The sequence below is a fragment of the Brevibacillus sp. FSL K6-2834 genome, from assembly GCF_038592925.1.
GTDB lineage: Bacteria > Bacillota > Bacilli > Brevibacillales > Brevibacillaceae > Brevibacillus > Brevibacillus borstelensis.
The window spans coordinates 4,305,299-4,328,870 of record NZ_CP151945.1; the positions used below are offsets into that span (position 1 = coordinate 4,305,299).

The 23,572-nt window shown below is 53.0% G+C and carries 10 protein-coding genes; all 10 read right to left on the reverse strand.

Annotation, left to right across the window (positions count from 1 at the left end; translation table 11 throughout):
- Nucleotides 1-144: 144 nt before the first annotated feature.
- The 10 genes from NST96_RS21220 to NST96_RS21265 all read right to left on the reverse strand — a co-directional run bounded on the left by NST96_RS21220 (nucleotide 145) and on the right by NST96_RS21265 (nucleotide 23,562).
- The gene (locus NST96_RS21220) at nucleotides 145-3,042 is read right to left on the reverse strand and encodes a WG repeat-containing protein (protein WP_342404499.1); all 2,898 of its coding nucleotides are present in this window, start codon (nucleotides 3,040-3,042) and stop codon (nucleotides 145-147) included.
- Nucleotides 3,043-3,256: 214 nt separating this feature from the next.
- Nucleotides 3,257-4,189 carry an NAD(P)-dependent oxidoreductase gene (locus NST96_RS21225; protein ID WP_227277884.1) on the reverse strand — a complete coding sequence of 311 codons (933 nt, stop codon included), beginning with the start codon at nucleotides 4,187-4,189 and terminating at the stop codon, nucleotides 3,257-3,259.
- A 129-nt stretch (nucleotides 4,190-4,318) separates the two neighbouring features.
- The gene (locus tag NST96_RS21230; RefSeq protein WP_327925988.1) at nucleotides 4,319-6,007 is read right to left on the reverse strand and encodes a sigma 54-interacting transcriptional regulator; all 1,689 of its coding nucleotides are present in this window, start codon (nucleotides 6,005-6,007) and stop codon (nucleotides 4,319-4,321) included.
- A 152-nt stretch (nucleotides 6,008-6,159) separates the two neighbouring features.
- Nucleotides 6,160-7,392 (reverse strand): M20 family metallopeptidase, encoded by a 1,233-nt coding sequence (locus NST96_RS21235; RefSeq protein WP_051925346.1) that lies wholly within the window; start codon nucleotides 7,390-7,392, stop codon nucleotides 6,160-6,162.
- 170 nt (nucleotides 7,393-7,562) lie between these two features.
- Nucleotides 7,563-8,909, reverse strand: a complete 1,347-nt coding sequence (locus NST96_RS21240; RefSeq protein WP_342404504.1) for an MFS transporter — start codon at nucleotides 8,907-8,909, stop codon at nucleotides 7,563-7,565.
- Nucleotides 8,910-9,424: 515 nt separating this feature from the next.
- Entirely contained in the window at nucleotides 9,425-10,147 is a 723-nt protein-coding gene (locus NST96_RS21245; RefSeq protein WP_003389547.1) for a thioesterase domain-containing protein, read from the reverse strand.
- Nucleotides 10,144-10,899, reverse strand: coding sequence for a hypothetical protein (locus NST96_RS21250; RefSeq protein ID WP_024983398.1), 756 nt, complete (start codon nucleotides 10,897-10,899; stop codon nucleotides 10,144-10,146). The genes NST96_RS21245 and NST96_RS21250 overlap by 4 nt, the downstream gene beginning before the upstream one ends.
- A complete protein-coding gene (locus NST96_RS21255; protein ID WP_039070516.1) occupies nucleotides 10,874-11,926 on the reverse strand; it encodes a cysteine synthase family protein in 1,053 nt (350 codons plus the stop codon). The genes NST96_RS21250 and NST96_RS21255 overlap by 26 nt, the downstream gene beginning before the upstream one ends.
- Nucleotides 11,904-12,854: a kinase gene (locus NST96_RS21260; RefSeq protein ID WP_024983400.1), complete on the reverse strand. Its 951-nt coding sequence runs from the start codon at nucleotides 12,852-12,854 to the stop codon at nucleotides 11,904-11,906. The genes NST96_RS21255 and NST96_RS21260 overlap by 23 nt, the downstream gene beginning before the upstream one ends.
- A 178-nt stretch (nucleotides 12,855-13,032) precedes the next feature.
- Nucleotides 13,033-23,562 (reverse strand): amino acid adenylation domain-containing protein, encoded by a 10,530-nt coding sequence (locus tag NST96_RS21265; RefSeq protein ID WP_342404505.1) that lies wholly within the window; start codon nucleotides 23,560-23,562, stop codon nucleotides 13,033-13,035.
- Nucleotides 23,563-23,572 lie beyond the last annotated feature (10 nt).

The window sequence follows — 23,572 nt, forward strand, 5'->3', positions numbered from 1 at the left end:
GGTCTTGGGAGAAAAGGCTGGCTTTGATGAAGGAGATTGAAACAGGGAGAAAAATGCTCAGGGTACGGTGCTCTGGGAATTGACTGTCCGGATCTAAAAGAAAGTCCGTCCTATGCTCACATGCACAAGACGGACTTTTGCTTTCTATAATTGCTTTACCGCTGCTTGCAGCAGGGAAGCCGCATGCTTGTTGTACTGCTGGATCAATGTGTTCAGATGGCGGTCCAGTTCGACACTCGGCAGCGGGACGGGGAGCTGTTCGAATGCCCTGCCGTTTACGATGATCCGCGTGCTCAGCATGCTTCGCTGGGATTCATCGAGGGCTGAAAGGGCCAGAGGCTTTGCTTTGTAGCTGCCTTTTCCGGCCTGGGCTTTGAGCAGCTCTTGGAAAAACAACTGGTGATAATCCGCATAGATGTCTCCCTGGTAATGGCCGCCCCGCTCACGCACAAGCCCGCGTTTGGTCGCCCAATCTACCAACTGCTGCTCGGTCAGCGACTTGCCGCTCGTTCCCTGGACGACATTATGCATCAGTGCGTAAAAGTCGGTTCCCGCAAAATCCGTACGGGCGGGATCTGGCTGCAGAATTCCTTTTCCGGTCAGGAAAGCCAGCACTTCCCGCTTCCCGGAACCGGTCGGAAGGTCGAAATACAAGGCCAGATTGGCAAAGAAGTTCGCCTCTCCGCTGAGTTCGCGATCCCACTTGTACGGCTTGCCGAAATCGACCAGCTTCAGCGGATCGCTCTGAAGCATCTGCTGGTAGGCAGGAAATGGCTGGGCGGTTACGTTTTGATACGTGACTGTCGGCCGTTTGGTCAAAAGAGCGGCGCGAAACAGCTCGGCGCCGTTCGCGTCCAGATAGCCAAACTTGTCCTTGGTCGTAAAGACAAATGGTGCCGGAAGCTGTTCCACGCCAAGCATCGGAAACACCTGATCCATCGGCTTGATCGATTCATACGCCGGAGGAGCGGCTGTCCGCCAGTCTTTGCTTAGCACGCCGAGAAGTCCCGTTTTCTTGTCCCGATACGTGACGAGTTTCGCACCGCTGTACGTGGACAAAACCTCAAGCCGGCCGTAGCTTCCACTCGTCATCTGCTTCAAATCGGCCGAGTAGACGTCCCATCCGCCCGATTTCTGGACAAACAGTCCGGACTGCGATTCTTCCAGCCGATAGTTTTGCACTTGCTCCAGCCTGGCTGTAATCTGTCCGCTCGCCAATACCTCAAGATCAAAGCTGCCATCAGCCCTTTGCAGCGCGATCAGTTGCCGATCCCCCCATGGCTGAATCGAAACGCTGCGATACACAAAATCTGTCAGCGCTTCTATTGCCCCGCCCGCTACGCGGATGAACGCTTGCTGCTGTGTCCCTTTTTTCATCCCGGCTGCATACATGCTTTCTCCCGACGGAAAGAGCGTTACTGTCGTCCCTTCCTGTGGAGAATGGGTTGCCGGAAGCTTGACATCCGCTGTCAGCAGTGTCCCCTCCGCCGTGTACAGGTCGGCTTCTCCGGCACTGAAGGCCACGACGAGTTTTCCGCCTGCAGCCACATTGGCCCCCTGGTAAGCGTGACTGCTGATCGGCTTGCCGCTAGCTGTGTCCACGAGAAAGACTCCTTCTCCAGGCTTATAAATAAAGGAAAGGGCATCCGTCAGCCGCTGCGGTTTGGGCTCAGCCGTGTCTTGCGAAGTGCCGTCTGGCCGGTATTCGCGCGTCGATCCGTCCGGTCCCTGGACCAGCACGCGCCCGAATTTTGAGTCATAGCGGACGATTGTGCCCGACTGCGGCGGGACGAGAAGCCCTTTTTGCTGCGAATAGAGTCCGGTCTTGCTCCCGTCCGTAACACTGACGAGGTCGTATCCCCCGAGCGTCGTCACCGCATCAAACCAGGCATCCGGCTCTTTTACCGGTTTTCCCCACGCTGCGCGCAGGATGCCCTTTTTGCCATCGGAGCGAACCAAGAGCCACATCGCCGGTACCCCTTCCAGGCGCGGATACTCAAACGGCACTACCGTTTCACCGCTGATCCGTTTCACTCCGTAACGGGAGGTTGTCGGGTCCTGCCCCAAAACGTAGCCGTCATGCAAATATTTGGCCCCTTTCTTCAATGAAAAGGAGGTACCGGATGAAATGGAGTGGTACGTCTCCAGATCGCCCTGCAGCACTACATAACCGTCTGCCATGTCATGCTCGACTCTGACCTCGGCGTACTGCGGCTCGGCAAGCATCCGGCCATCCTTCCACAAGCCGCTTCCTTTTTGGTTTTGCACGCGAAAAAAACCACTGCTGCCCATCATTTGGACGCTTGTGTATTGCGGCTGCAGGACGTACTTCCCGTTTACATCGACAAGACCGTATTTGCCGCCGACGATCACTTTGAAATAGGGCATTCGATTCCCGCCGCTCGGAGCCAAGGTCGCCTTGGGCAGGGAAAACATCGGCTTAACCGTTACTGGATCATAGACCGTAAGCTGTTTCGCCGTCGTGGTGACCAGGTACCGTGTCGTCTCTTCCTCGCCGTTCTTTCCCGGCTTGGACAAATCGGCAAACTCGATTTTTCCCGCGAACGGAGCAATCAGGGTCCGGCCGGATGGATCGAGCAGCATCGAGGTCTGGCCCTGCATCAAAATAATGCTCGGATAGGCCTGAGACAAAAAGAAGGTATGTGCTCCCGCGTACTTGCTTTTCGAGACGCTTTTTTTGGCTAGATCGATGTATTGAAACCATCCGCCATTGCGAACCACTGCAATCTGCTTTTGTTCAGGAATCTCCACATCGTCCCAGATTGGCGGAGTCAGCTCCTTTCCGGTACGGGCATCGAGGATTCCCCTCTTCCCGTTTTTCACTACGGTGTAATAGGCACCGACTTTGGAAAACTCGTCATAGACGGCCTTGGTGACCAGCGCTTGTCCGTTTGTAAATCCGATTTTATAGTCGGTGATGTAAGGCTGAATGGAAGCGAAGCTGGCTGCTTGCCCCGGAACAGCCCATGCATTCCAGCTAAGTGCAGCAGCCGCGCAAAGTGCAACAATGCGTTTTTTCACATCTGTTTTCCTCCTGACGTGTCAGCAAAATGTTGGTCTATCTTTGACGCTGGCGGAGGAAAAATGTTGCACGTGCGGAAGGAATGTTTGTTGCTTCACCGTTACCCCCGCCTTTACTCTGCCTTGTGCAAAAAGTGTCGTACCAAAAGAAAAAGAGCCCTTCGTCTGCACGACTCGGACCCTCTTTCATTTGTCTATTTATTCACAGCGAGACTTACCCATTCTCACCAAAATGCTTGTCGTACCATTTGATCAGCGCCTGGGTGCCGTTGTCTTCCAAACCTTGTTCCGCGAGCTCTTGGTACAGCGAGAGGGACAGCTCCAAGCCGGGCGTCGCAAGCCCCATCTCTTTTGCCGCTTCCAGCGCAATCGAAATATCTTTGATGATATGCTTGATATAAAATCCGGGGGCAAAGTTGCCTGCGATCATGCGTGGAGCCAGATTGCTCAAAGACCAGCTTCCTGCCGCTCCCGCCTCGATGCTCTTCAATACGTTTACCGGATCGAGCCCTGCTTTTTTGGCATACGCGATGGCCTCGCAGACCCCGATCATATTGGAAGCGATCGCGATCTGGTTGGACATCTTCGTGTGCTGACCGGCTCCGGGGCCCCCTTGCAGGATGACGTTGGTTCCCATCAGTTTGAAAATCGGTTCCATCGCCGCAAACGCTTCCGAGTCACCGCCTACCATGATCGTGAGGCGGGCCTCTCTGGCCCCCACGTCTCCGCCGGATACAGGCGCATCCAGGGAATGCAGAGAGCGTTTTTTGGCTTCTTCATAGATTTTTTGCGCCAGAGACGGCTTGGAGGTGGTCATATCGATCAGGTAGCTGCCCGGCTTTGCATGGGCGACAATTCCTTTTTCTCCGAGATAGACTTCCTCTACGTCTTTGGGGTATCCTACCATCGTGATAATGACATCCGCTTCGGCAGCCAGCTCCGAAATCTGATCCTTCCATACGGCTCCCTGCGCCAACAGCTCCTCCGCTTTTTGCTTGGTGCGGTTGTACACGAGCACCTCATACCCTGCTTTCATGAGATGGGCGGCCATGCTTTTGCCCATCACCCCGATACCCACAAACCCGATCATCTTTCCTGCCGTATGTGCTGTCATTTCGTTTCTCCTCTCTCTACTGCGGTGTTCCAAATTTTTAACTTCTCTTTACTTTCCGGAATTTCCTTCTATCCTTTTCTTCAGCCATCTTATGCTGGCTACGGAGCAGAAAAGCCGGTGCATTGAGTCCACGGCCCTCCATCTAAAGGTTCGATTTTCATTTCAAAGCTTCCATCTTCCGAGCTTCCGGCTGATGGTCGATTGATCGACTCCTAACGCCTCTGCCATTTTGGTCGTCGTGCCGTACTTCTCTTTCGCCATCCCCAGAAGCTGTCTTTCCAGGAGCTCTACAGCCGATTTCAACGGAAGAATATCTGTTACGCTTACCTTTGTCGCAGAAGGCTGGACGTAGTGAAGCATCTCCGGCAGATGATGCGCTTCGATCACATCCTGATCAGTGATGACGATCAGACGCTCCACGATGTTCTGAAGCTCCCGCACATTGCCTGGCCAACGGTATAGATGCAGGCAATCCAGCACTTCCTGCGAGAAGGTTTTCTCTTTTTTGTACTTCTTGGTAAAGCGGTCCCGAAAAAAGATGACCAGTGGAAGGATATCGTCGGTACGCTCCCGCAGAGGGGGAATATGGACCGGAACGACATTCAGGCGGTAGTACAAATCCTCGCGAAAGCGCCCCTGCCGCGTTTCTTCCTGCAAATTGCGATTGGTGGCGGCGATGATGCGGACGTCGATCTTGATCGGCTTGGTGCCGCCGATACGAACCAGCTCATGCTCCTGGAGCACGCGGAGCAGCTTTACCTGGAGCGAAAGGGGCAGCTCGCCGATCTCGTCGAGAAACAGCGTCCCCTCGTTGGCCAGTTCAAACAAGCCGGGCTTTCCTTCTTTTGTCGCTCCGGTAAACGCGCCCTTTTCATAGCCAAACAGCTCCGATTCCAGCAAATGCTCCGGGATCGCCGAACAATTGAGCTTGATGTACGGCTTGTCCCGCCGCTGGCTGTTTTGATGAATATAAGAGGCGACCACTTCCTTGCCTACTCCCGATTCGCCCAGAATCAGCACGGTGGAGTCCACCTCGGCCATTTTTCCGGCAAGCGTTATTACCTGTTTCATCGCTTCGCTCTTGTAGATCAGTCCCGCTTCCTTTGCGGTCATTTCACTCAGCTTGCGCAATTCCTGCTTGTAGCCCTCAAGCAGCTCCCGGGCGTCCTCCAACTCGGCCTGCAGCCGCCTTTCCTCGGAGATGTCCCGGCAAAAGTTGACGACGCGGATGATGTTTCCCTGCTCGTCCTTGATCGGCGTACCGACGACCATCAGCCGGCCGCCAAGTCCTGTCGTCTGCACGACCTGCACCTTTTCCTTCCTCTCCAGCACCAATCGGGTAATAGACGGTCGAAATACGCCTGTCCGCTCCAGCTCATAAATGCTTTTCCCGACCAAATCTTCCGGTTTGTACCCGTAAATTCTTTCGGCAGATGGACTTACGCGCTGCGTGATTCCTTGACCGTCCGAGATGTAAAACATATCGTAGCTGGTGTTGAACACGGTTTCCAGCTCGAGTGAATAGTACGCCTGCCTTTCCTTATACACCTGATAAAAATGGCGATACAGGTCAATTGTTTTCATCCATCCCTGAATCGTGCCGGCTGAATCGACAAATACCCAGATCTCGTGCACGTTCCACTCGGCTTCACGCGCTTCAATCTCCTCGGCCTGAGACGATCCGACAGAAACGACCCGACCCGGATTCGTTTTCCAAACGGCTCCCGATACAGTAGCGCCATCTTCTGCGAGAATAAACAGCACATCTTCCTGCATGCCTCGGACAGCATCTCTCCATGCGGACTGCGGGCTTGCGGCAAAAGAGGTATTCCATGCTTGCTGCAGCGTCACGCTTCCCCTCCTCTCCGGGATCGAGAAACAGCGCAGGAATACAAAATACCTCCCCCAACGATCACACTTCGGACCGTTGCGGGAGGAGGCACATCGCTTCTGTCCCACCATTATACAGAATAGAATAAATTTTTACAATTTTCATTCCTGCCTTATTGATCTTTGGAAATGCCCAGGTATGCGACCGCAAGTCCCATGTAAAAGCGGATCGCCTCCATGTATTTGTCTACCTCTATCCATTCGTCCGGCTGATGGGCCATCGTCGGTTCTCCGGGGCCGTAAATCAGGATCGGAATGTCCAGACGGGGTCCGTAGACAGATGCATCGGTGTAGTAATTGACGCCTCTGACAGTCGACTCCCGGCCCAAATACTGCTTTGCTGTATCCAATGAAAGCTTGATAAACGCATCCTCCGCAGCGGTTGTCACTGCCGGCAGATCGTTCACCGCACGGATGGCGAAACGGGCATTGGCCGGTTCGCATACCTGTTCCAAGAGCAAGTTGAGTCCATCGATGATCTCCGGATGGCTTTGTCCAGGAACGGTGCGGATATCCAGCATCATGGTGCACTGATCTGGCACGACATTTGTTTTTACGCCTCCCTGGATCACTCCGATATTCATCGTCGGTCCGCCCAGCAGCGGATGAGGCTGATAGCTGAAACGATAGCTGTTTAGCTTATGGATGAATCTCGCCATGGCCATGATCGCATTGACCCCCTGATCAGGCATGGAGCCGTGAGCTGTCTTGCCGTACGTCGCTACTTCCAGCCAAAGCGCTCCCTTGTGCGCGATGAACGGTTGATTGTTACTCGGCTCGGAGATCACCATCGCTGTCGCATCATCGATCTGCCCCCGACTTGCAACTGCCTTTGCCCCGAGGCAGTCGACCTCTTCTCCCACTGTCCCCGCAAAGCGCAAGGTTCCTCCGAGCCGAATTCCGGCACGATGCAAATACTCCATCGCAAGCACCATGGCCGCGACGCCGCCCTTCATGTCCGTGCTGCCTCGTCCGTACAGTCTGTTTCCAACCCGCACTCCCCCGAACGGCTCATGCTCCCACTCGATACTCCCGGTCGGAACCGTATCGAGGTGACCGCTGAGGACGAGCACCTTTTTTGACAGGGATGCATCCGCTTTATTCAAGACAGCCAGCAGATTGGCCCGCTGCGGTTCAACTTCATCCAGCTCTGCCTGCATGCCGGCGGCTGTCAGCCTGCGCCTGATCGCTTCGGCTACAGCCGTTTCGTTCCCCGGCGGATTTACACTGTTGATCGCAATCAATTGCTGCAAGAAAGCGACGGCATCCGCTTCGTCGATCAAGGAAAATGCCTGTTCCAACCCGCTCCCGCTTACGGTGTTCTCTCTTTCATTCCCTCTTTCCATTGCTTCCCATCCTCTCCGGTCTTTTTCTCTCTGAGCCTTGCAAGCCGCTCCTGTCGCCTCAAACCGCTATTACTGCCAAATCTACTATTCCAGTTCATTTGTTTCTTCCATATGGCTTGTTCTATGGCTTGTTCTGCAAAACTGCCTGCTTCCGCAAGACGCCTGTACACTCAAACCGCCTGCTCCGCTTCTTCCCTCACTCCGGTCTCTGCCGCTTTCACCTTGGATTCTTTCAGGATCATAGCGCATACAGCAGCGACAGCGGCCGTCAGCGAAAAGAAGAGGAATACCCGGCTGAAATCCTGCGACCCGTCAGCCTGAACAACCACCAGATAGCCGGCGACAAGCGGCGAGACGAATGAGCCCATTTGTCCGATGCCGTTGGCAAGGCCGGTCGCTCCGCCGACCACCTCGGTCGGGTAGCGTTTTTGGATGTAGGCATAGATCGTGCCAAAGTTCAGGTTGACGAAAAAGCCAGCCAGCAGCAGCATCAGCAAAAGCAAGCCGGTCTGTCCCTTTTCTACGCTCCCCAGAAGGTACAGGACCGGAATGCAGCCGATGTAGGCGATCAGCGCGACAGGCTTCATCCGATGCATGACCTTGTCCATCAGCCAGCCCCCCAGCATCATCGCAAAAAAGGCGACGATATAAGGGGCCGAAGCAAAGAAGCCCATCTCTTTCAGATTCAGGCCATGCTGTTGAACAAGGAAGGTCGTGAGCCAGGTAGTCGTGCCCCAATAAACGGCGCATTGGCAAAACAACAAGACTGTGTAAACATAGAAATATCCATCCTGGAGAAAAATCCGGTTGCTTTTTTTATCCGCCTTTTTCTCAGCGGAAGCTTGCTCTTCCACGGAACTGGCTGAATTTGCATCCATGATATGGGCGTACTCCTCCTGGCTGAGTCTCCCCTTTTCCAGCATCTCCTTTGGCGTGTTGGTGATAAAGTACCACAAGGCCCATATGCCGATCAGACCGGGTATCGCAAGCAGATAAAAGACAGGGCGCCAGGAGCCGTCAAAAAAGTAGAACGAGATGCTTGTGATCAAAACCGGTACGATAGCGGGAGCGACAGCCCAGGAGGTGGCAAAAAAGGAGACGGAACGCCCGCGCTCCGCAATCGGAAACCAGTTGTTGATCGTCCGGCACGCCGGGGCAAAATGATGCCCTTCTCCCAGTCCAAGTCCGATCCGCAATGCCAGAAACTGACCAAAAGACTTCACGGCGCCAGTCAGTGCGGTCACAAGCGTGAAGACGATGATGGCGATATTCATGATTTTTTTCGGACCGAATTTGTCCGCCAAAAATCCTGCGGTCACCTGTGCCAGCGAATACGCAAAGAAAAAGACGGATGCGAGCTGCCCCAGCTCAACAGGTGTGAGATTCAAGTCCTTTTGAATGAAGGGCAAAAAGGTAAGTACCGCAAGCCGGTCAAAGTAGTTGATAATGTACAGCAGCCATAGCACGACCAAGACGATATGCCGGTATCCCCAGGCTTTTTTTACGATAGCGTTCATACACCTCTTCCTTTCAAAGTTATTTGATGAGGCATGCCGTACCCTGCAGCCGCTCTCATGAACGACCTCCCGCCCCCTTTCCCGATGACTTGTAAGCGCTATCAAAAATCATTTCATGCGAAGCTCATAACGCAAGGAGTGTGCCAACGATAGGCTCGGGGCAGCGTTTCGCCGGAAATGGATAAGAATATTCAGACTTCTGCTGTTTCAATATGCCAAGGCGGTCTTGCTTTTTATGTAAAAACGCATAATCCGAACGCGTCACCTCTTTTCAAGCGACGAACAAAAAGCGCATCACAACAGGATGCACTTGCGTTTATGCACATTTGCATATGAGTTTTGTATGTTTGCATAGCTTTTTCAAACTAGAAGCGGGCATAACTGTCCCGTCTCTTTGCACAACTATCCCGTCACTTTTTGTTTTCACACCTGATTGCATCACGGGCATAAAAAAAGCTGCCGAGACTCTCTCGACAGCCTGGGGCCACCAAATTGGCCCATTTTCCATTCGATTGTCAGTGCAGAGGAGATGTGGGGGCACCGAGATGCCGCACCATTTGCCGACATATTTCCTCCGCCTGGTCATGGATATAAAAATGATCTCCCTCAAACCAAGCAGCAGAATACTCCCTCGATGTAAATCGGCTCCATTCTTCGATTTGCCCCGCATCAATAAGCAGGTCCTGTTTTCCGTTGAAGATCATGAAAGGACAATCGAGAGGTGCATCCCATTTGAATTGGTAGGTCTCTACTAGCTTATAATCGGAGCGGATAATCGGCAAAAACAGTTCAAGCCATTCGCGGTTTTCCATTAATTCTGGCGGAGTCCCCCCCAATTTTAGGATCTCTTGCACCAGCTCTTGCTCAGACAAAACATGTCGTAAAAAATTGCTCTTCACATGCGGGGGATTTCTGCCGGATAAAAATAATGCAGCAGGCAAGGGGTGGTCTTGTTTCGCCAGCTCTCTGGCCAACTCCAGTGCGAGTAGATTTCCCATGCTGTGCCCGAAAATGGCGTATGAAGTGGATAATTCATGTGATGTGATATCTTCCAGTAAAACTGGGATCATATTCTGCACGGAATCAATAAGGGGCTCCTTATAGCGTTTTCCTCGGCCTGGCAGCTCCATGGGAATGAGTTCGACTTCCGCAGGCAGGTGTTTTTTCCAGCTCAAATATACAGATGCACTTCCCCCTGCGTAAGGAAGCATAAATAGTTTTCCCTTTCTCATCATCATCTCCAACTCGCTTCCACCTGTTCCTTCACGGTAACCACGATGTTGTCTACCGCTTCTTGTAAACGATACTCGGTCTGCGCATATGTACCGCCGGAAGCTATTACATACCCCAAGCGATGGTACGCATTTTGCGGTATATACACGCGATCTCCCGCTCTTGCGGAAATCGTCACATTCCGGATGCCTGGCATGCTGCGGACCTCCTCAACCCCTTCTACTTTTTGCAACGTACCTTCTTTGCCAGATAGCAGGAAACCGCTGCACAGCTTTACATCGTTTGAACCGCTGTCATCGGTAGGTTTTACTACACACGGCAGACCGATCGCCTTCACCGTTTCAGGGATTTCCTTGGCTGTACGAATGATCGCAAATCGCGGCTGAGCCACATTGGCTTTTGCCAATCGCAACCGGGTTTGCGCCTTGTTGCGACAAACAAGCATGGCTTCCGGCGGATTGCCGGGCAAACCGTACTCTTCTGCTAGCGTCGCAACCGTGACGAGGTAAAATTCGCTTATCGTCATAATCCCGGCTATCTGGTCTGCGGGAAGCTCTTTTTTAATCGTGGTTCGCAATGCGTCCAAGGAATTGGTGTCACATACGAGAACCCTGCATCCCGTTTCCGCCAGACCCGCATACCTCTCCGGCTTGCTTGTTAAAAAAACGGGGGAAAAGCCCCGCTCTTGCGCCTTTTTCAGAGCAATCATGCCCGTACCTGTCGTATTTGACTCAACGAAGAGCAGGAGCTTTTTCACGTCTGTTCCCCCTTTTGACCGCTGCGTACGACCAGGAGGTCACCACGCTCTCATACGATACCTTGGCCGGTTGAGAAAGCGGTTCGGATGAGTTGATGTCCTTATCCCGACGATATTGTTCATCGTAAATGGTTTGAAAGTAACGGTCTCCCCGATCGGGGAATATCCCCACGATGTTTGTTTCCGGCGATACTTGGCTGCTCAGCCAGCGGGCCACCGCATATACGGAACCAGAGCTGTTTCCGGCAAAGACCTTTTCGTGTTTGGCCAGCTCCAGCGTCGCAGTGAAGGCCTGCTCGTCGCTGAGCCAGTGAACTTCGTCAACCAGTTCGTGATTAACATTGGGCGCCACCAGACTGTTGCCCAATCCGCTCTGCAGCCGCTTCGGATTATCCGGCTGACCGAAAATGACGCTGCCGACGGAATCGACGGCCACTACCCGCAGTTCCGGATTGTACTTGAGCAGCTCTTGGGCAGTTCCGCACAAGGAACCGCCGCTGCCAACGGAGGCGACGAGAATGTCCACTCTGCCAATGTCATCAAGCAATTCCTTCGCCAATGCCGCGTACGCCAGCGGATTGTTGGGATTTTCGTACTGGCGGGGCCAAAAGGCTCCCGGATATTGTTCCAACAGGTCATGCAGCCGTTCCAGGCGGGCACTTTGCCAACCCCGGCCGGTCATCTTTTCCACAACATGAATCTGGCATCCGAGCGATTCCAGTTTTCGAAGGGTGATCAAATCGATTCGCGGATCGGTCACGATATGAACGGGGTGTCCCAGATACGTTCCTACGAGAGCGACACCCAAGGCCATTGTTCCGGAGGAGCTTTCAATAATCGGAGCCCCGTCAGGCAGAATTCCGTCCCGTTTTGCCTCCAAAATAATCTTTTTTGCCACCCGGTCCTTCATCCCGAACAGATTCATCATTTCCAGCTTTGCGTATACCGGGCCTATCGCATTTTCGTCCAGGCGAAGTTTCACTAACGGCGTTTGTCCGATAGCATCAATAATCGTTGAACGCAGCATGATTGTCCCATCCTTCCTTATAAGACCACGACTGATAAATCATCACTTCGCCGGCCACTTTCTCCAGAAGTGCGCCGGCCGCTGTCAATTGCTCCTGATAGCGGCTGCTCTCAGGTGACAGCAGAAGTCCGAGGCAGGTACCACTATGCGCTACACAAACGCCAAGCGCATCGATTTCTTCGCAGATGCTCAGCATGGCATCAAGCGTCCTCTTGGGCCGAAGTTTCTGGTTAAGAAGCGCACTTTCTGTCGATACTTTCCCCACGGAAGCCAGATCATTTTGCCGAATGGCGATGGTGATGGTATCCAGAAGGCTTTGATACTTCTGTCTTTCTGCTGCTGTAAACGGTTTTGGCAGCTTGTTAAACTCAACGGTATCCACTTCGCCCCCCTCGTCAATGCTGACGATGGTAAGCGGCGAAAGCTCACCGATTGACTCGCGAAGCTGTACCCTCCGGTGGTAAAAGGAAACCACTCCCGGATACATCACACCGTCGGTGGGTTCGATCTGCCGAATGAGCATTTCGAGGAGTGTCACAGGCAGATGGAGGGAATAGCAGTCGGTTATCGCTCTGGCCGTCGCCACCAGATCAGCAGAAGAGCTGGCCAATCCTTTGCCGACTGGAATGTTGCCGGAGATTTTTAATGTGGCTCCCTTTGGCAATGAAAAATGGTCCAGAATAATCTCTGCCAGTCTGCGTGATTTCTGCTTGTGTGACGGATAAACAGATACGGTGTCGCTTTCCGGCTCGGGAACAAACAATGCATGGGCATAACGATTGATCGGAAAGGTAACGAGAAAATCTGAATTGTCTTCCTCCAAAACGCCCTGCAATAACTCGCCGAACGTACCATATGAACTGCCTCTCCCTAACATCTTGGGTTCCAGTGAATGTTTGACTGGATTGCTTTGCGTGTAAAAACTCATATGGACGATTTACCCCCCCACCGAAATTAGCAAGGCTTCTACCTGTTTATACCTGGACTGTATTCGTAATTTTCGTTCCAACCATCCGATTCTTCCGGTGGACGTCATCTCTTCTGAAAGATCTTGCTTCATCGTGCACTTACCTCCTCCCGACGAGGGAAAGAATGGACAACGGCGATCACCTGTTCATTGGCAGCCAGTTCCGATCATGGATTCTCCGCATTGTAGTTGCAATGGATTGGGCAATCTGTTCAACGCCGGGCGATTGCAGGATGGTGAAATGATTGCCGGGGAGTTCGTGAATCTCTATTTCACCGTTTGTCACCTCTTCCCACCCGTTCGACGGGCTGCTGTAAATACCGGTGACTCCCTCATCCCGGTCGCCTGATGTAAAGAGAATGATAGGCTGCCCGGAAGACTTCGGCACGTAGTGGCGGTAGGCCGTCCAGTTGGCTTGGAATACTCGAAAAAGTCTCGCGAACTCTTCAAATGATGTGCTTTGTCCCAGCAGTTCCTGTTCAATCAGGGTGTTCATCAACGTATGGATCGCCTGTTCTATCGGAATATCGCGCAACGATTGGAACCAGCCGGGGATCTCTTTTGCTGTTATGCCCAGCAAATCTTGGACAAACATTGCAAGCACGGTAACCTGATCATGTACAGCGTCTTTGCGGTATGCTTGGGCAAAGCTGTCCATCAAGATCAAGGCAGCGATTTGTTCTCCCGCCTCCCGCAGTTGATACGCCATCTCATACGCAACAATTCCTCCAAATGACCAGCCTGCGAGAACGTACGGCCCGCTTTTTTGAACCGATCGAATCTGTTCCAGATAATGGATCGCCATCTCTTCCACACTGCTTAACGGCTCCTGATCATCTGCAAGGCCCCTGGACTGTAATCCGTAAAACGGCTGTTCACTGCCTAGCAAACCGGATAAACGCTGATAGCAGAAGACACCTCCGCCAATCGGATGGACGCAGAAGAAAGGCAGATGCGAACCGTTGGGCTGTATGGTAACAAGCGAAGAATGGCCTATTTCTGTTTTTGACTGGCTGATCATTTGCGCCAGGTGGGCGATCGTAGGATCTTTAAAAAGAACGGACAACGGGACGTTCTGATGGAACTCCTCCTTTATTCGCGCAAACAACCTGACCGCCAATAACGAATGGCCTCCCAGGCGGAAGAAGTTGTCGTACACGCCAATCGGGCTTACCGACAGCAGCTCTTCCCAGATCGTGACCAGTTTTGCTTCCACCGGATTTCGTGGAGCCATGTAGCTGCTCTCCAGCTCCGTCCCGCTTCTTTCCGGTAAAGGCAAGGCATTCCGATCAACTTTTCCGTTGCTCGTCAATGGCAATTCATCCAGCGTGACAAAATGGGAGGGAACCATGTACACAGGCAGTTTTTCCTGTAAATACGCCCGCAGTTCCACATGGGCAGATCGGGTGTCCGGGTTCATCACCACGTAGGCAACCAAGCTTTTCTCTCCGCTGCCGTCAGCCATCACGGCAATGACGTTGTCTTTTACAGCGGGATGCTGACTCAGCACCCCTTCAATTTCTCCGAGTTCTATCCGATATCCGCGCACTTTCACCTGGTGGTCCGTACGCCCCAAATATTCCAGAGTGCCATCCGGCAGATAGCGAGCCAAGTCCCCTGTCTTGTAAAGACGCGAACCTTGTTCTGGGTAGAACGGGTCCTCGATGAATCGCTCAGCCGTCAACTCGGGGCGATTGAGGTACCCACGTGCCACGCCCGCTCCACCGATATAAATTTCTCCTGGAACGCCAATGGGTACGGGCTGCATGTTTGAATCCAACAAATACACGCGCATGTTGTCGATCGGACGACCGATCGGAACCGATTCGGTAGCCGCCATATTCTCCGGTATTTGATAAACGATACAACCTACTACGGTTTCTGTCGGACCGTATTCGTTAAACAGTGCGGTCCCCGGGGCATGCCTGCGCCACAAGGCAACTGTCTCTGCCAATAAGTTCTCTCCCCCGATGACGAGCGATCTGGTGCATGTTTTTACATGGTCAGGCGATAGCTGTTGATTGAGGAGCTGAATATGAGCCGGTGTGATTTTCACCAAACTGAAGTTTTCCGATTCCTTCAGGAGATTCCCTAATCCCTCAACTCCCGCCGTCTCGGGGAGCATCATCACGGTTCTTCCCGCGATCAGTGGCACAAACATGCTCGTGATGGTCAAATCGAAGGCAACGGACGAGTGAACAGGAGCACCCGTGCCCTCTTCTGCCGGATATGCCTTTTTGCACCAGTGCAAATAATTGACCAGTCCCCGATGAATGATTAGGGCTCCCTTCGGCGTTCCCGTTGAACCCGAAGTATAAATTACATAGGCCAGATTTTCCGGCGTTGCGATGCAAACCGGGTTGCTGTCGCTCTCTTGCTGCACGATGTCCCAATCCGCATCCAGATTGATCACGGTTGTTTCTCCCGGCTCCAGAACGCTGCACAACCGCTCTTGTGTCAACAACAGCGACGGTTTCGCATCGCTCACGATAAACGAGATTCTCTCCTTCGGATACCCCGGATCAATCGGTACATAGGCGCCTCCCGCCTTGTGAATGCCAAGGATGGCCAAGACCAGCTCCGCGGAGCGTTCCAGGCAGATCCCAACGAGCTGCTCCGGTCCAACACCGTTTTTTTGCAAATAGCGGGCTAGCATATTGGCCCGCCGATTCAATTCCCTGTACGTCCACCGCACATCTCCGCAGACGACTGCTACCTCGTCGGGCGTCTTTTCCACCTGTTCTTCAAACAGCTGGTGAAAACACATGTCTTCCGGATACTCCGCCTTTGTATCGTTCCACTCAACCAACAGCTGATGACGCTCTGTCGCGGTCAAAAGCGGCAATTTGGAAATCTGGCAGCCAGGTTCCATAGCAATGCCTTCCAACAGTGTTTGGTAGTGGCCAATCATGCGTTGAATCGTGCTTGCGTCAAAGAGATCGGTATTGTATTCGAAGCTGCCGGTCAACCCTTGATCCGTCTGTTCCATGAACAAGGTGATGTCAAACTTGCTGACCCGCGTCTCCGCCTGAACAGGAACAAACGCAAGGTTTGGCAGGACGACATCCGTCTTCGGCGTGTTCTGCAGCACAAACATCACCTGGAACAGAGGCGAGTGGCTCAAAGTACGCTCCGGTTGGAGCTCCTCCACCAGTTTCTCAAACGGCAATTCTTGATTGGCGTAGGCATCGATGGACGTTTGTTTGACTTGGGCCAGCAACTGTGTGAAGGACAATTCATGGGACAAATCCGATCGCAATACAAGCGTATTGGCAAAAAATCCGATAACACTCTCGCAATCGCGATTCATCCTGTTGGCAATTGGCGTCCCTACCAGGATGTCATGCTGGCCCGAGTAACGATAGAGCAGCGTCTTGAATGCCGCCAACAGTGTCATGAACAGAGTCGCACCTTCCCGTTGGCTGATCGCACTGAGTGTATCCGTGAACTCTTTTGACAATGTAAATGATTCAGATGCCCCCCGGAACGTCTGCACCGCCGGCCGCGGCCGATCTGTCGGGAGCTGCAGGACCGGAAGATGCCCGCCCAGCTTGCCTTTCCAGTAGTGGAGCTGCCGTTTGCGTTCTTCGCTTTGCAGCCAATCCCGCTGCCATTCGGAATAATCGGCGTATTGCATCGTCATCTCGGGAAGAGCATGTTTTTTGCGCGTTACGCAAGATTCGTACAGTGCACCGAATTCACGGAAAAGGATGTCGATGGACCAGCCGTCGGAAATGATATGGTGCAAGGCAAACAACAGCACGTATTCCCGATCCTCTAGCTGGAGCAGTCGAAACCGTGCCAGCGGCCCGGCAGCCAGGTCAAATGGACGTTCCGCTTCCTCACTGGCCAGCCGCTCCACTTCCCTATTTCGCAACTCCTCCGGAAGGTTTCGCAAATCGGAAAATGGTACAGAAATATTCATCGTGGGATGAATCTTCTGCATCGGGTGACCATCTGCCTCGACAAATGTCGTCCGCAGCGCTTCATGACGTTGAACAATTTCCCCAAAGGCCCGTTGCAATGCAAAAATGTCAAGCTGCCCACTCAGCCGAATCGCCCCTGGAATGTGATAAACGCCGGTTCCCGGTTCCATCTGTTCAAAAAACCATACCCTCTCCTGGGTAAAGGAAAGCGGGGCCAGTTCCCTTGCGGGTGAGTGCAGCGGCCTCAGTGGAATCCGTCGATCTGAACGATCACGGTTATCGACAAGGGCAGCGAGATGTTCGATGATGGGTTGTTCAAAAAACGTTCGCAGAGAGACCTCAACCCCAAAATGGGAGGATATCCGCGAAATGACTTGCGTCGCCAAAAGGGAGTGGCCGCCGATTTCAAAGAAATTGTCATGAACCCCTATTCGTTGGACGCCCAGCACTTCCGACCAAATCTCCGCCAGGGACTGTTCGGCAGGTGTACGCGGACCAACCCATTCCCGATCCCGTGCGAATTGTGATTCATCAGGGGCCGGCAGTGATTTTCTGTCCACTTTGCCGTTTGACGTTAGCGGAAAAGCGTCCAGTAGAACAAACAAGGAAGGAATCATATGTTCAGGCACTCTGCTCTGGAGATAGGCACGCAGTTCGCCAACGCCCGGCTTTGGTTCTTGCGGAATAGCCAAATAAGCCACCAGTCGCTTATCGGCATTCTCTCCCTGCCATACCTGGACGACACTCTCCTGCACAGCGGGGTGTTGATCCAAGACAGCTTCTATTTCTCCCAATTCAATTCGGAACCCCCGAATTTTCACTTGCTGGTCTGCCCGCCCGAGAAATTCGATGTTTCCGTCCGGGCGATAGCAAGCAAGATCGCCCGTTTTGTATAAACGGGTATCCATATTTGCATCGAACGAATGGGAAACAAATCGCTCTGAGGTAAGCTCCGGTTGATTGAGGTACCCTTTGGCCAAGCCGTCTCCGCCGATGTAGAGCTCGCCTGTTACTCCCACCGGAACCGGCTGAAGATACGAATCCAAAATGTATACGCGCGTATTGGCGATCGGCCTTCCAATCGAAACCGATCCTTGAACCAAACTCCCGTCTGTCACTGGATAGCAGCAGGTAAACGTCGTGTTTTCCGTAGGTCCATATCCATTGATCAGCTTAATGCCGGGCAGGTGTTCCAGTACCTTTTTCACGTGAGAGACGGACAAGACGTCTCCTCCGGCCAACAGTTGTTTTACATGGATGAGATCATCCAGACGCTGGTCAACCATCTGGTGAAACAGCCCCGCCGTCAGCCATAAGGTCGTAACCCGATGCTCCCGCAGCGTTTTTCCTAATTCCTCCAGAGACGCTTTGCTGCCTGGGTACAGGACCAGGCGGGCGCCGTTCAAGAGACTGCCCCAGATTTCAAACGTGGACGCATCAAATGAAACGGGAGAAAATTGCAGAAAGACTTCTTCCGGCGAAAAAGAGGCATAGCCGTTCCCCTTCACCAAGCGAATGACTCCGCGATGAGGGATGCAAACTCCTTTCGGTTTGCCCGTAGAGCCCGACGTATACATGACGTAGGCTAGATCGTCAGCAGTTGTGCCGGTATCGATGTCTCCCTCTCTTTCGCTGGCAATCTGCTGCCTGTCTCGATCAAGGTCAATCACGCGAAGATGCTGCCAAGGCAGAACATCCTCCCTTTTCCCACCCGTGATCAAAACGGATGCGCGTGCGTCCTCCAGCATGTAGGCCAGGCGTTCTTTCGGATAAGTAGGGTCTAGCGGCAAGAAAGCTGCTCCCGCTTTGAGAATAGCCAAAAATGCGACGATCAGATCGATGGAACGATCCATGCAGACCGCGACCAACTCTCCCCTTGTGACACCCAGCTTCACGAGGTGGCGGGCGAGTTGATTGGCACGGCGGTTTATCTCATCATAAGTTACTTGTTCTGTTTGACAGACAAGTGCGATTGCGTCAGGAGCCTTGGCAACCTGCTCGGCAAATACCTGCTGGATCGAACTAAGAGATGGATAGTCCGTCTGTGTCTGATTCCACTCCATTAACAATTGGTGGCGTTCCTTGTCTGTAAGCAGCGGCAGCTCGTGAAGCTTGTAGTCCGGATTTTGGACAATAGACCCGAGCAGCGTTTCAAAATGTCCAATCAAGCGAGCAATTGTATCTGGGTTGAACAGGTCAGTGTTGTATTCGAGATAGCCGATCAGTTCATCACCTGATTCCCGCATGGAGAGGGTCAGGTCAAATTTTGCAGTTCCGCTTTCAGCATCTAGTTGCTCCATTGTCAGTCCCGGCAATGCCAAGTCTGATGCAAGCGTATTTTGCAATACGAACAGCACCTGAAACAGCGGGGAGGCACTCCTGTTTCGTTGCGGTACGAGCTCCGCTACCAACCGCTCGAACGGGAGGTCCTGGTGGGCGAAAGCACCGACGGCTGCCTCACGCACCTGGTCCAGGTATTCACGGAACGATATCACACTGTTTGGCTGACTGCGAATCACCAGTGTATTGACAAAAAAACCAATCATCCCTTCCAACTCGCTCCGATTCCGGTTTGCGATCGGAGAACCCACTGCAATGTCTTCCTGCCCGCTGTAGCGGTGCAGCAACGTTTTAAAACCGGCAAGAAGGGTCATGTACAAGGTCGCTCCGGACTGGACAGTCAGTGTCTTGAGTGCATCGGTCAGTTGTTTTCCCAAAACGAAGCGCTGGGCGTCTCCGTTAAATGTTTGCGATGCCGGGCGAGGCCGGTCGGTCGGAAGCTGCAGGACGGGAGGCTCCTGTTGGAAGACTCCTTTCCAATAGGCAAGTTGTTTTTCCAATTCTTCTCCCTGCAGATACTGCCGCTGCCAATAGGCAAAATCGGCGTAGTGCAGATCGAGGTCCGGCAGCGGTGAAGAGGCCTGATTGCAAAACGCGTCATAGAGTACCGCCATTTCACGAATGAATACACCGAGCGACCACCCGTCGGAAATGATGTGATGCATGGTGATCAACAGAACGTGCTCGGTCTCCCCCAGCTTTGCAAGAGTGGTACGAAGCAGTGGCCCCTGCGTGATGTCAAATGGCAGCGCCGCTTCTGTTTTGATCAGCTCACGCAAGGCACTCTCCCGACGGTCGGCCGGAAGCTGTTGCAAGTCGACTGTCACCGATGGAATTTTCATTTCCCGGAGGACGGTTTGAATCGGTCTGCCATTTGATGCCGAAAAAACGGTACGAAGTGATTCATGTCTGCGCACGATTTCTGCAAAGCTGCGCTCCAATGCATGAACATCGAGCACACCAACCAAGCGAATTGCTCCCGGAATGTTGTACGTGGCCGTCCCCGGCTCAAACTGCTCAAAAAACCATAGCCTCTCCTGGGCAAACGAAAGCGGCATTTCCTGTTCACGCGGCGCCGGCTGGATCGGGGGTGCATCATTTTCCTGCCGTTTTTGCCGGACGTGGGCAATGGACTCAGCCAAGGCGCGGACGGTAGGAGCTTCAAACAATGTCTTCAGCGGAATTTCCATCCGGAATGCATGGTTTAGTCTTGAGATCACTTGTGTGGCGAGCAGCGAGTGACCGCCCAATTCAAAAAAGTTATCGCCAAGACCGATCGGCTCTGTACGCAGCACTTCGCTCCAGATCTTGGCCACGCATGCTTCTTCCGGTGTCGAAGGGGGTACGTACTCTCGCTCCATGCTTCTATTTGCGTAATCAGGAACAGGCAGTGCACGCCGGTCGATCTTTCCGTTTGGCGACAGTGGAAGAGCCTCCAACTGCACATAAGTGCCGGGAATCATGTATTCCGGCAGCCGCTTTTGCAGAAATCCGCGAAGTTCCTTGGTGGAATAGGAAGCACCTGCTTCGGTCACGACATAAGCGACCAGACGCCTGTCGCCTGGAACATCCTCTCGTACAACCACGGCTGTCTCCCTGATCTGCGGATGCTGTCCAAGCGTTGCTTCAATTTCTCCCAGCTCAATTCGGAAGCCGCGCACCTTTACCTGGTGATCGATCCGGCCGATATACTCAATCGTCCCATCCGGCAAAAAGCGGGCTACATCGCCTGTGCGATACAAGCGCTCCGTCTGATCGGTAGAAAACGGGTGTGGAACAAATTTTTCAAGGGTTAGATCGGGTCTGTTCAAATAGCCACGGGCGAGTGCCGTGCCACCGATATACAGCTCTCCCTGCACGCCAATCGGCACAGGCTGCAGATGCTGGTCGAGCAGGTAAATTTGTACGTTGTCAATCGGCCGTCCAATTGGCGGCAGGACAGGCCACTCCTCCGGTTCTCCCTGCAAGGTGTAGCTGGTTACCACATGGCTTTCCGATGGTCCGTAGTGGTTGTACAAACGGCACCCTTTCATTTTTCCAAGCCAGCCGCTAATATGCCGGGTGATTTGCAATTGCTCGCCAGCGGTGATGATTTCGCGGAGCCGCTCAGGTACCGTCTCTCGGACATTGGCCGACTCTGCCAGTTGTTGCAGTGCGACAAAGGGAAGAAACAGCCGCTCCACTTTCTGCCCGGATAAAAACTTCAACAGCTTTACCGGATCCTGCCGCACTTCTTCCGACATCAGAAGGGTGCCGCCCGAGCATAACGTTGAGAAGATTTCCTGAAAAGAGACGTCAAAACTGAGGGGAGCAAACTGCAGCGTTCTGGCCGGCTTCGGGTCTTGGAACGATTTCATCTGCCACAACAACAGGTTGACGAGCGGTTTATGTGCCATCATCACACCTTTTGGCTTGCCGGTCGAACCCGATGTGTAAATCACATAAGCCAGGTTTTCAGGCTTCACCAAGCAGTGCGGATTGGAATCACTCTGTTGTGCGATTGCTGCCCAGTCCGTATCGATGAGAACGCATTGGCCGTCATAGGCCGGCAGCTCATGCGCAATTCTGTGTTGCGAGATGAGGATAGACACCCGGCTGTCTTCCAGCATGTAGGCAATTCGGTCAGCGGGATAGGCAGGGTCGATCGGGACATAGGCTCCCCCGGCCTTCAGCACCGCAAGCACGGCCACAACCGTATCGACTGAGCGATTCAAGCATATCCCTACGAGTGAATCCGGCCGAACACCCGACTTTTGCAGGTAATGGGCCAGTTGATTGGCACGCCGGTTCACCTCGTCGTAGGTAAGCTGTCTCGTTTCGTCCTCCACGGCAATCGCATCTGGCGTTTTCACCGCCTGCCGCTCAACCATTTCATGGGTGCACCCCGGATCTTGTAGCTCTCGGTTCTCTGTCCGATTCCACTCCTCCAGCACTGTTCGCCGCTCTGAATCCGGCAGGATGCCCAACTGGGATAACGTTTGCTCCGGGTTGCTTGCGATACTCATCAGCAGTGTTTCAAAATGACGGATCATTCGCTCAATGGTCTTCTTTTCAAACAAGTCGACATTGTATTCAACTGATCCGTTCAATCCGTTTGCTGTTTCTGTAAAGGAAAAAGTCAAATCGAACTTCGTCGTTCCGCTATCCAGAATGAAGTGTTCCACGTCAAGCTCGGGCAGCTTCATCTCGGACATCGGCGCGTTTTGCAAGATGAACATCACTTGAAACAAGGGAGAATGACTCAAAAGGCGGCTGGGTAAAATGTCCGCTACCAGCTTCTCAAACGGCACGTCCTGATGGGCATACGCTTCCAGAGCGACGTCGCGTATCTGGGCAAGGTATTCGCGAAAGGTTGCTGTTCCGGACGGTTGACTCCGCATGACAAGCGTGTTTACAAAAAAGCCGATCAATCCTTCGATGTCACTCCTGTTTCGATTGGCGATCGGAGTGCCGACCAGGATGTCGTCCTGTTGCGTATAGCGGAATAACAAAGTCTTAAACGCCGCGAGCAATGTCATAAACAACGTCGTCCCCGACTGCGCGCTTATATCCCGGAGAGAGTGGGCAAGCTCGTGCGACAGGGAAAAGCGTTCAACAGCACCTCGAAACGTCTGTATGGTCGGGCGTGGTCTGTCTGTCGGAAGTTGCAAAACGGGCAAGCTTCCCGACAGTTTTTGTTTCCAGAAATCCAGTTGTCTTTGAAATTCCTGCCTGTTTGCCCACTCCCGTTGCCAATGGGCGAAGTCGGCATATTGAATCGGCAAAGGTGTTAAAGGTGAAGCCTGCTCATGATAAAAGGCAGTGTAGAGCTGCATCATCTCATGAACGAGAACACCCAGAGACCACCCGTCTGCAGCGATATGATGAATGGTAACAAGCAGAATGTGCTCCGTCTCATGAAGGCGCAGAAGGGTCGTTCGCAGCATGGAATCTTCCGTCAGGTGAAAGCACTTTTGCGCTTCCTCCCGAGCCAGCCGCTGTACTTCTGCTTCTTTTTCCTGTTCGGACAAGGCTCCAAGGGATTTCACCGGTATCTTCACCGGAACAGGCGGATTGATCACCTGTATCGGCTCTCCATCCACAACGGAATAAGTCGTCCGCAATACCTCATGACGATCAAGAATCTCCTGAAAGCATCGCTCCAGAATCGGTATCCAAAGGTTGCCTGTCAGACGGATCGCGTAGCAAAGATTATAGACTGGACTTTCCGGTTCATATTGATCCAGAAACCACAGCCGCTGCTGGGCAAATGATAGCGGAATGGCGTTTTCCTGCGGGCGAACAGGAATTCGTTCGCCCGCAGAATTTTCACGTCGTTTGCTTTCCAACATTTTTTCGAGTAGAGCTCGTTTAGCTGGGGATAGTTCAGCCAAGCGATCATTGCCTTTTGATTCCAAACGCATCCTGGCACCT

Coding starts and splice junctions, on each gene's coding strand:
- NST96_RS21265 (WP_342404505.1), bottom strand. CDS start 23,562: ATGCGTTTGGAATCAAAAGGCAATGATCGCTTGGCTGAACTATCCCCA.
- NST96_RS21255 (WP_039070516.1), bottom strand. CDS start 11,926: ATGCTGCGTTCAACGATTATTGATGCTATCGGACAAACGCCGTTAGTG.
- NST96_RS21240 (WP_342404504.1), bottom strand. CDS start 8,909: ATGAACGCTATCGTAAAAAAAGCCTGGGGATACCGGCATATCGTCTTG.
- NST96_RS21260 (WP_024983400.1), bottom strand. CDS start 12,854: ATGAGTTTTTACACGCAAAGCAATCCAGTCAAACATTCACTGGAACCC.
- NST96_RS21235 (WP_051925346.1), bottom strand. CDS start 7,392: ATGGAAAGAGGGAATGAAAGAGAGAACACCGTAAGCGGGAGCGGGTTG.
- NST96_RS21245 (WP_003389547.1), bottom strand. CDS start 10,147: ATGATGATGAGAAAGGGAAAACTATTTATGCTTCCTTACGCAGGGGGA.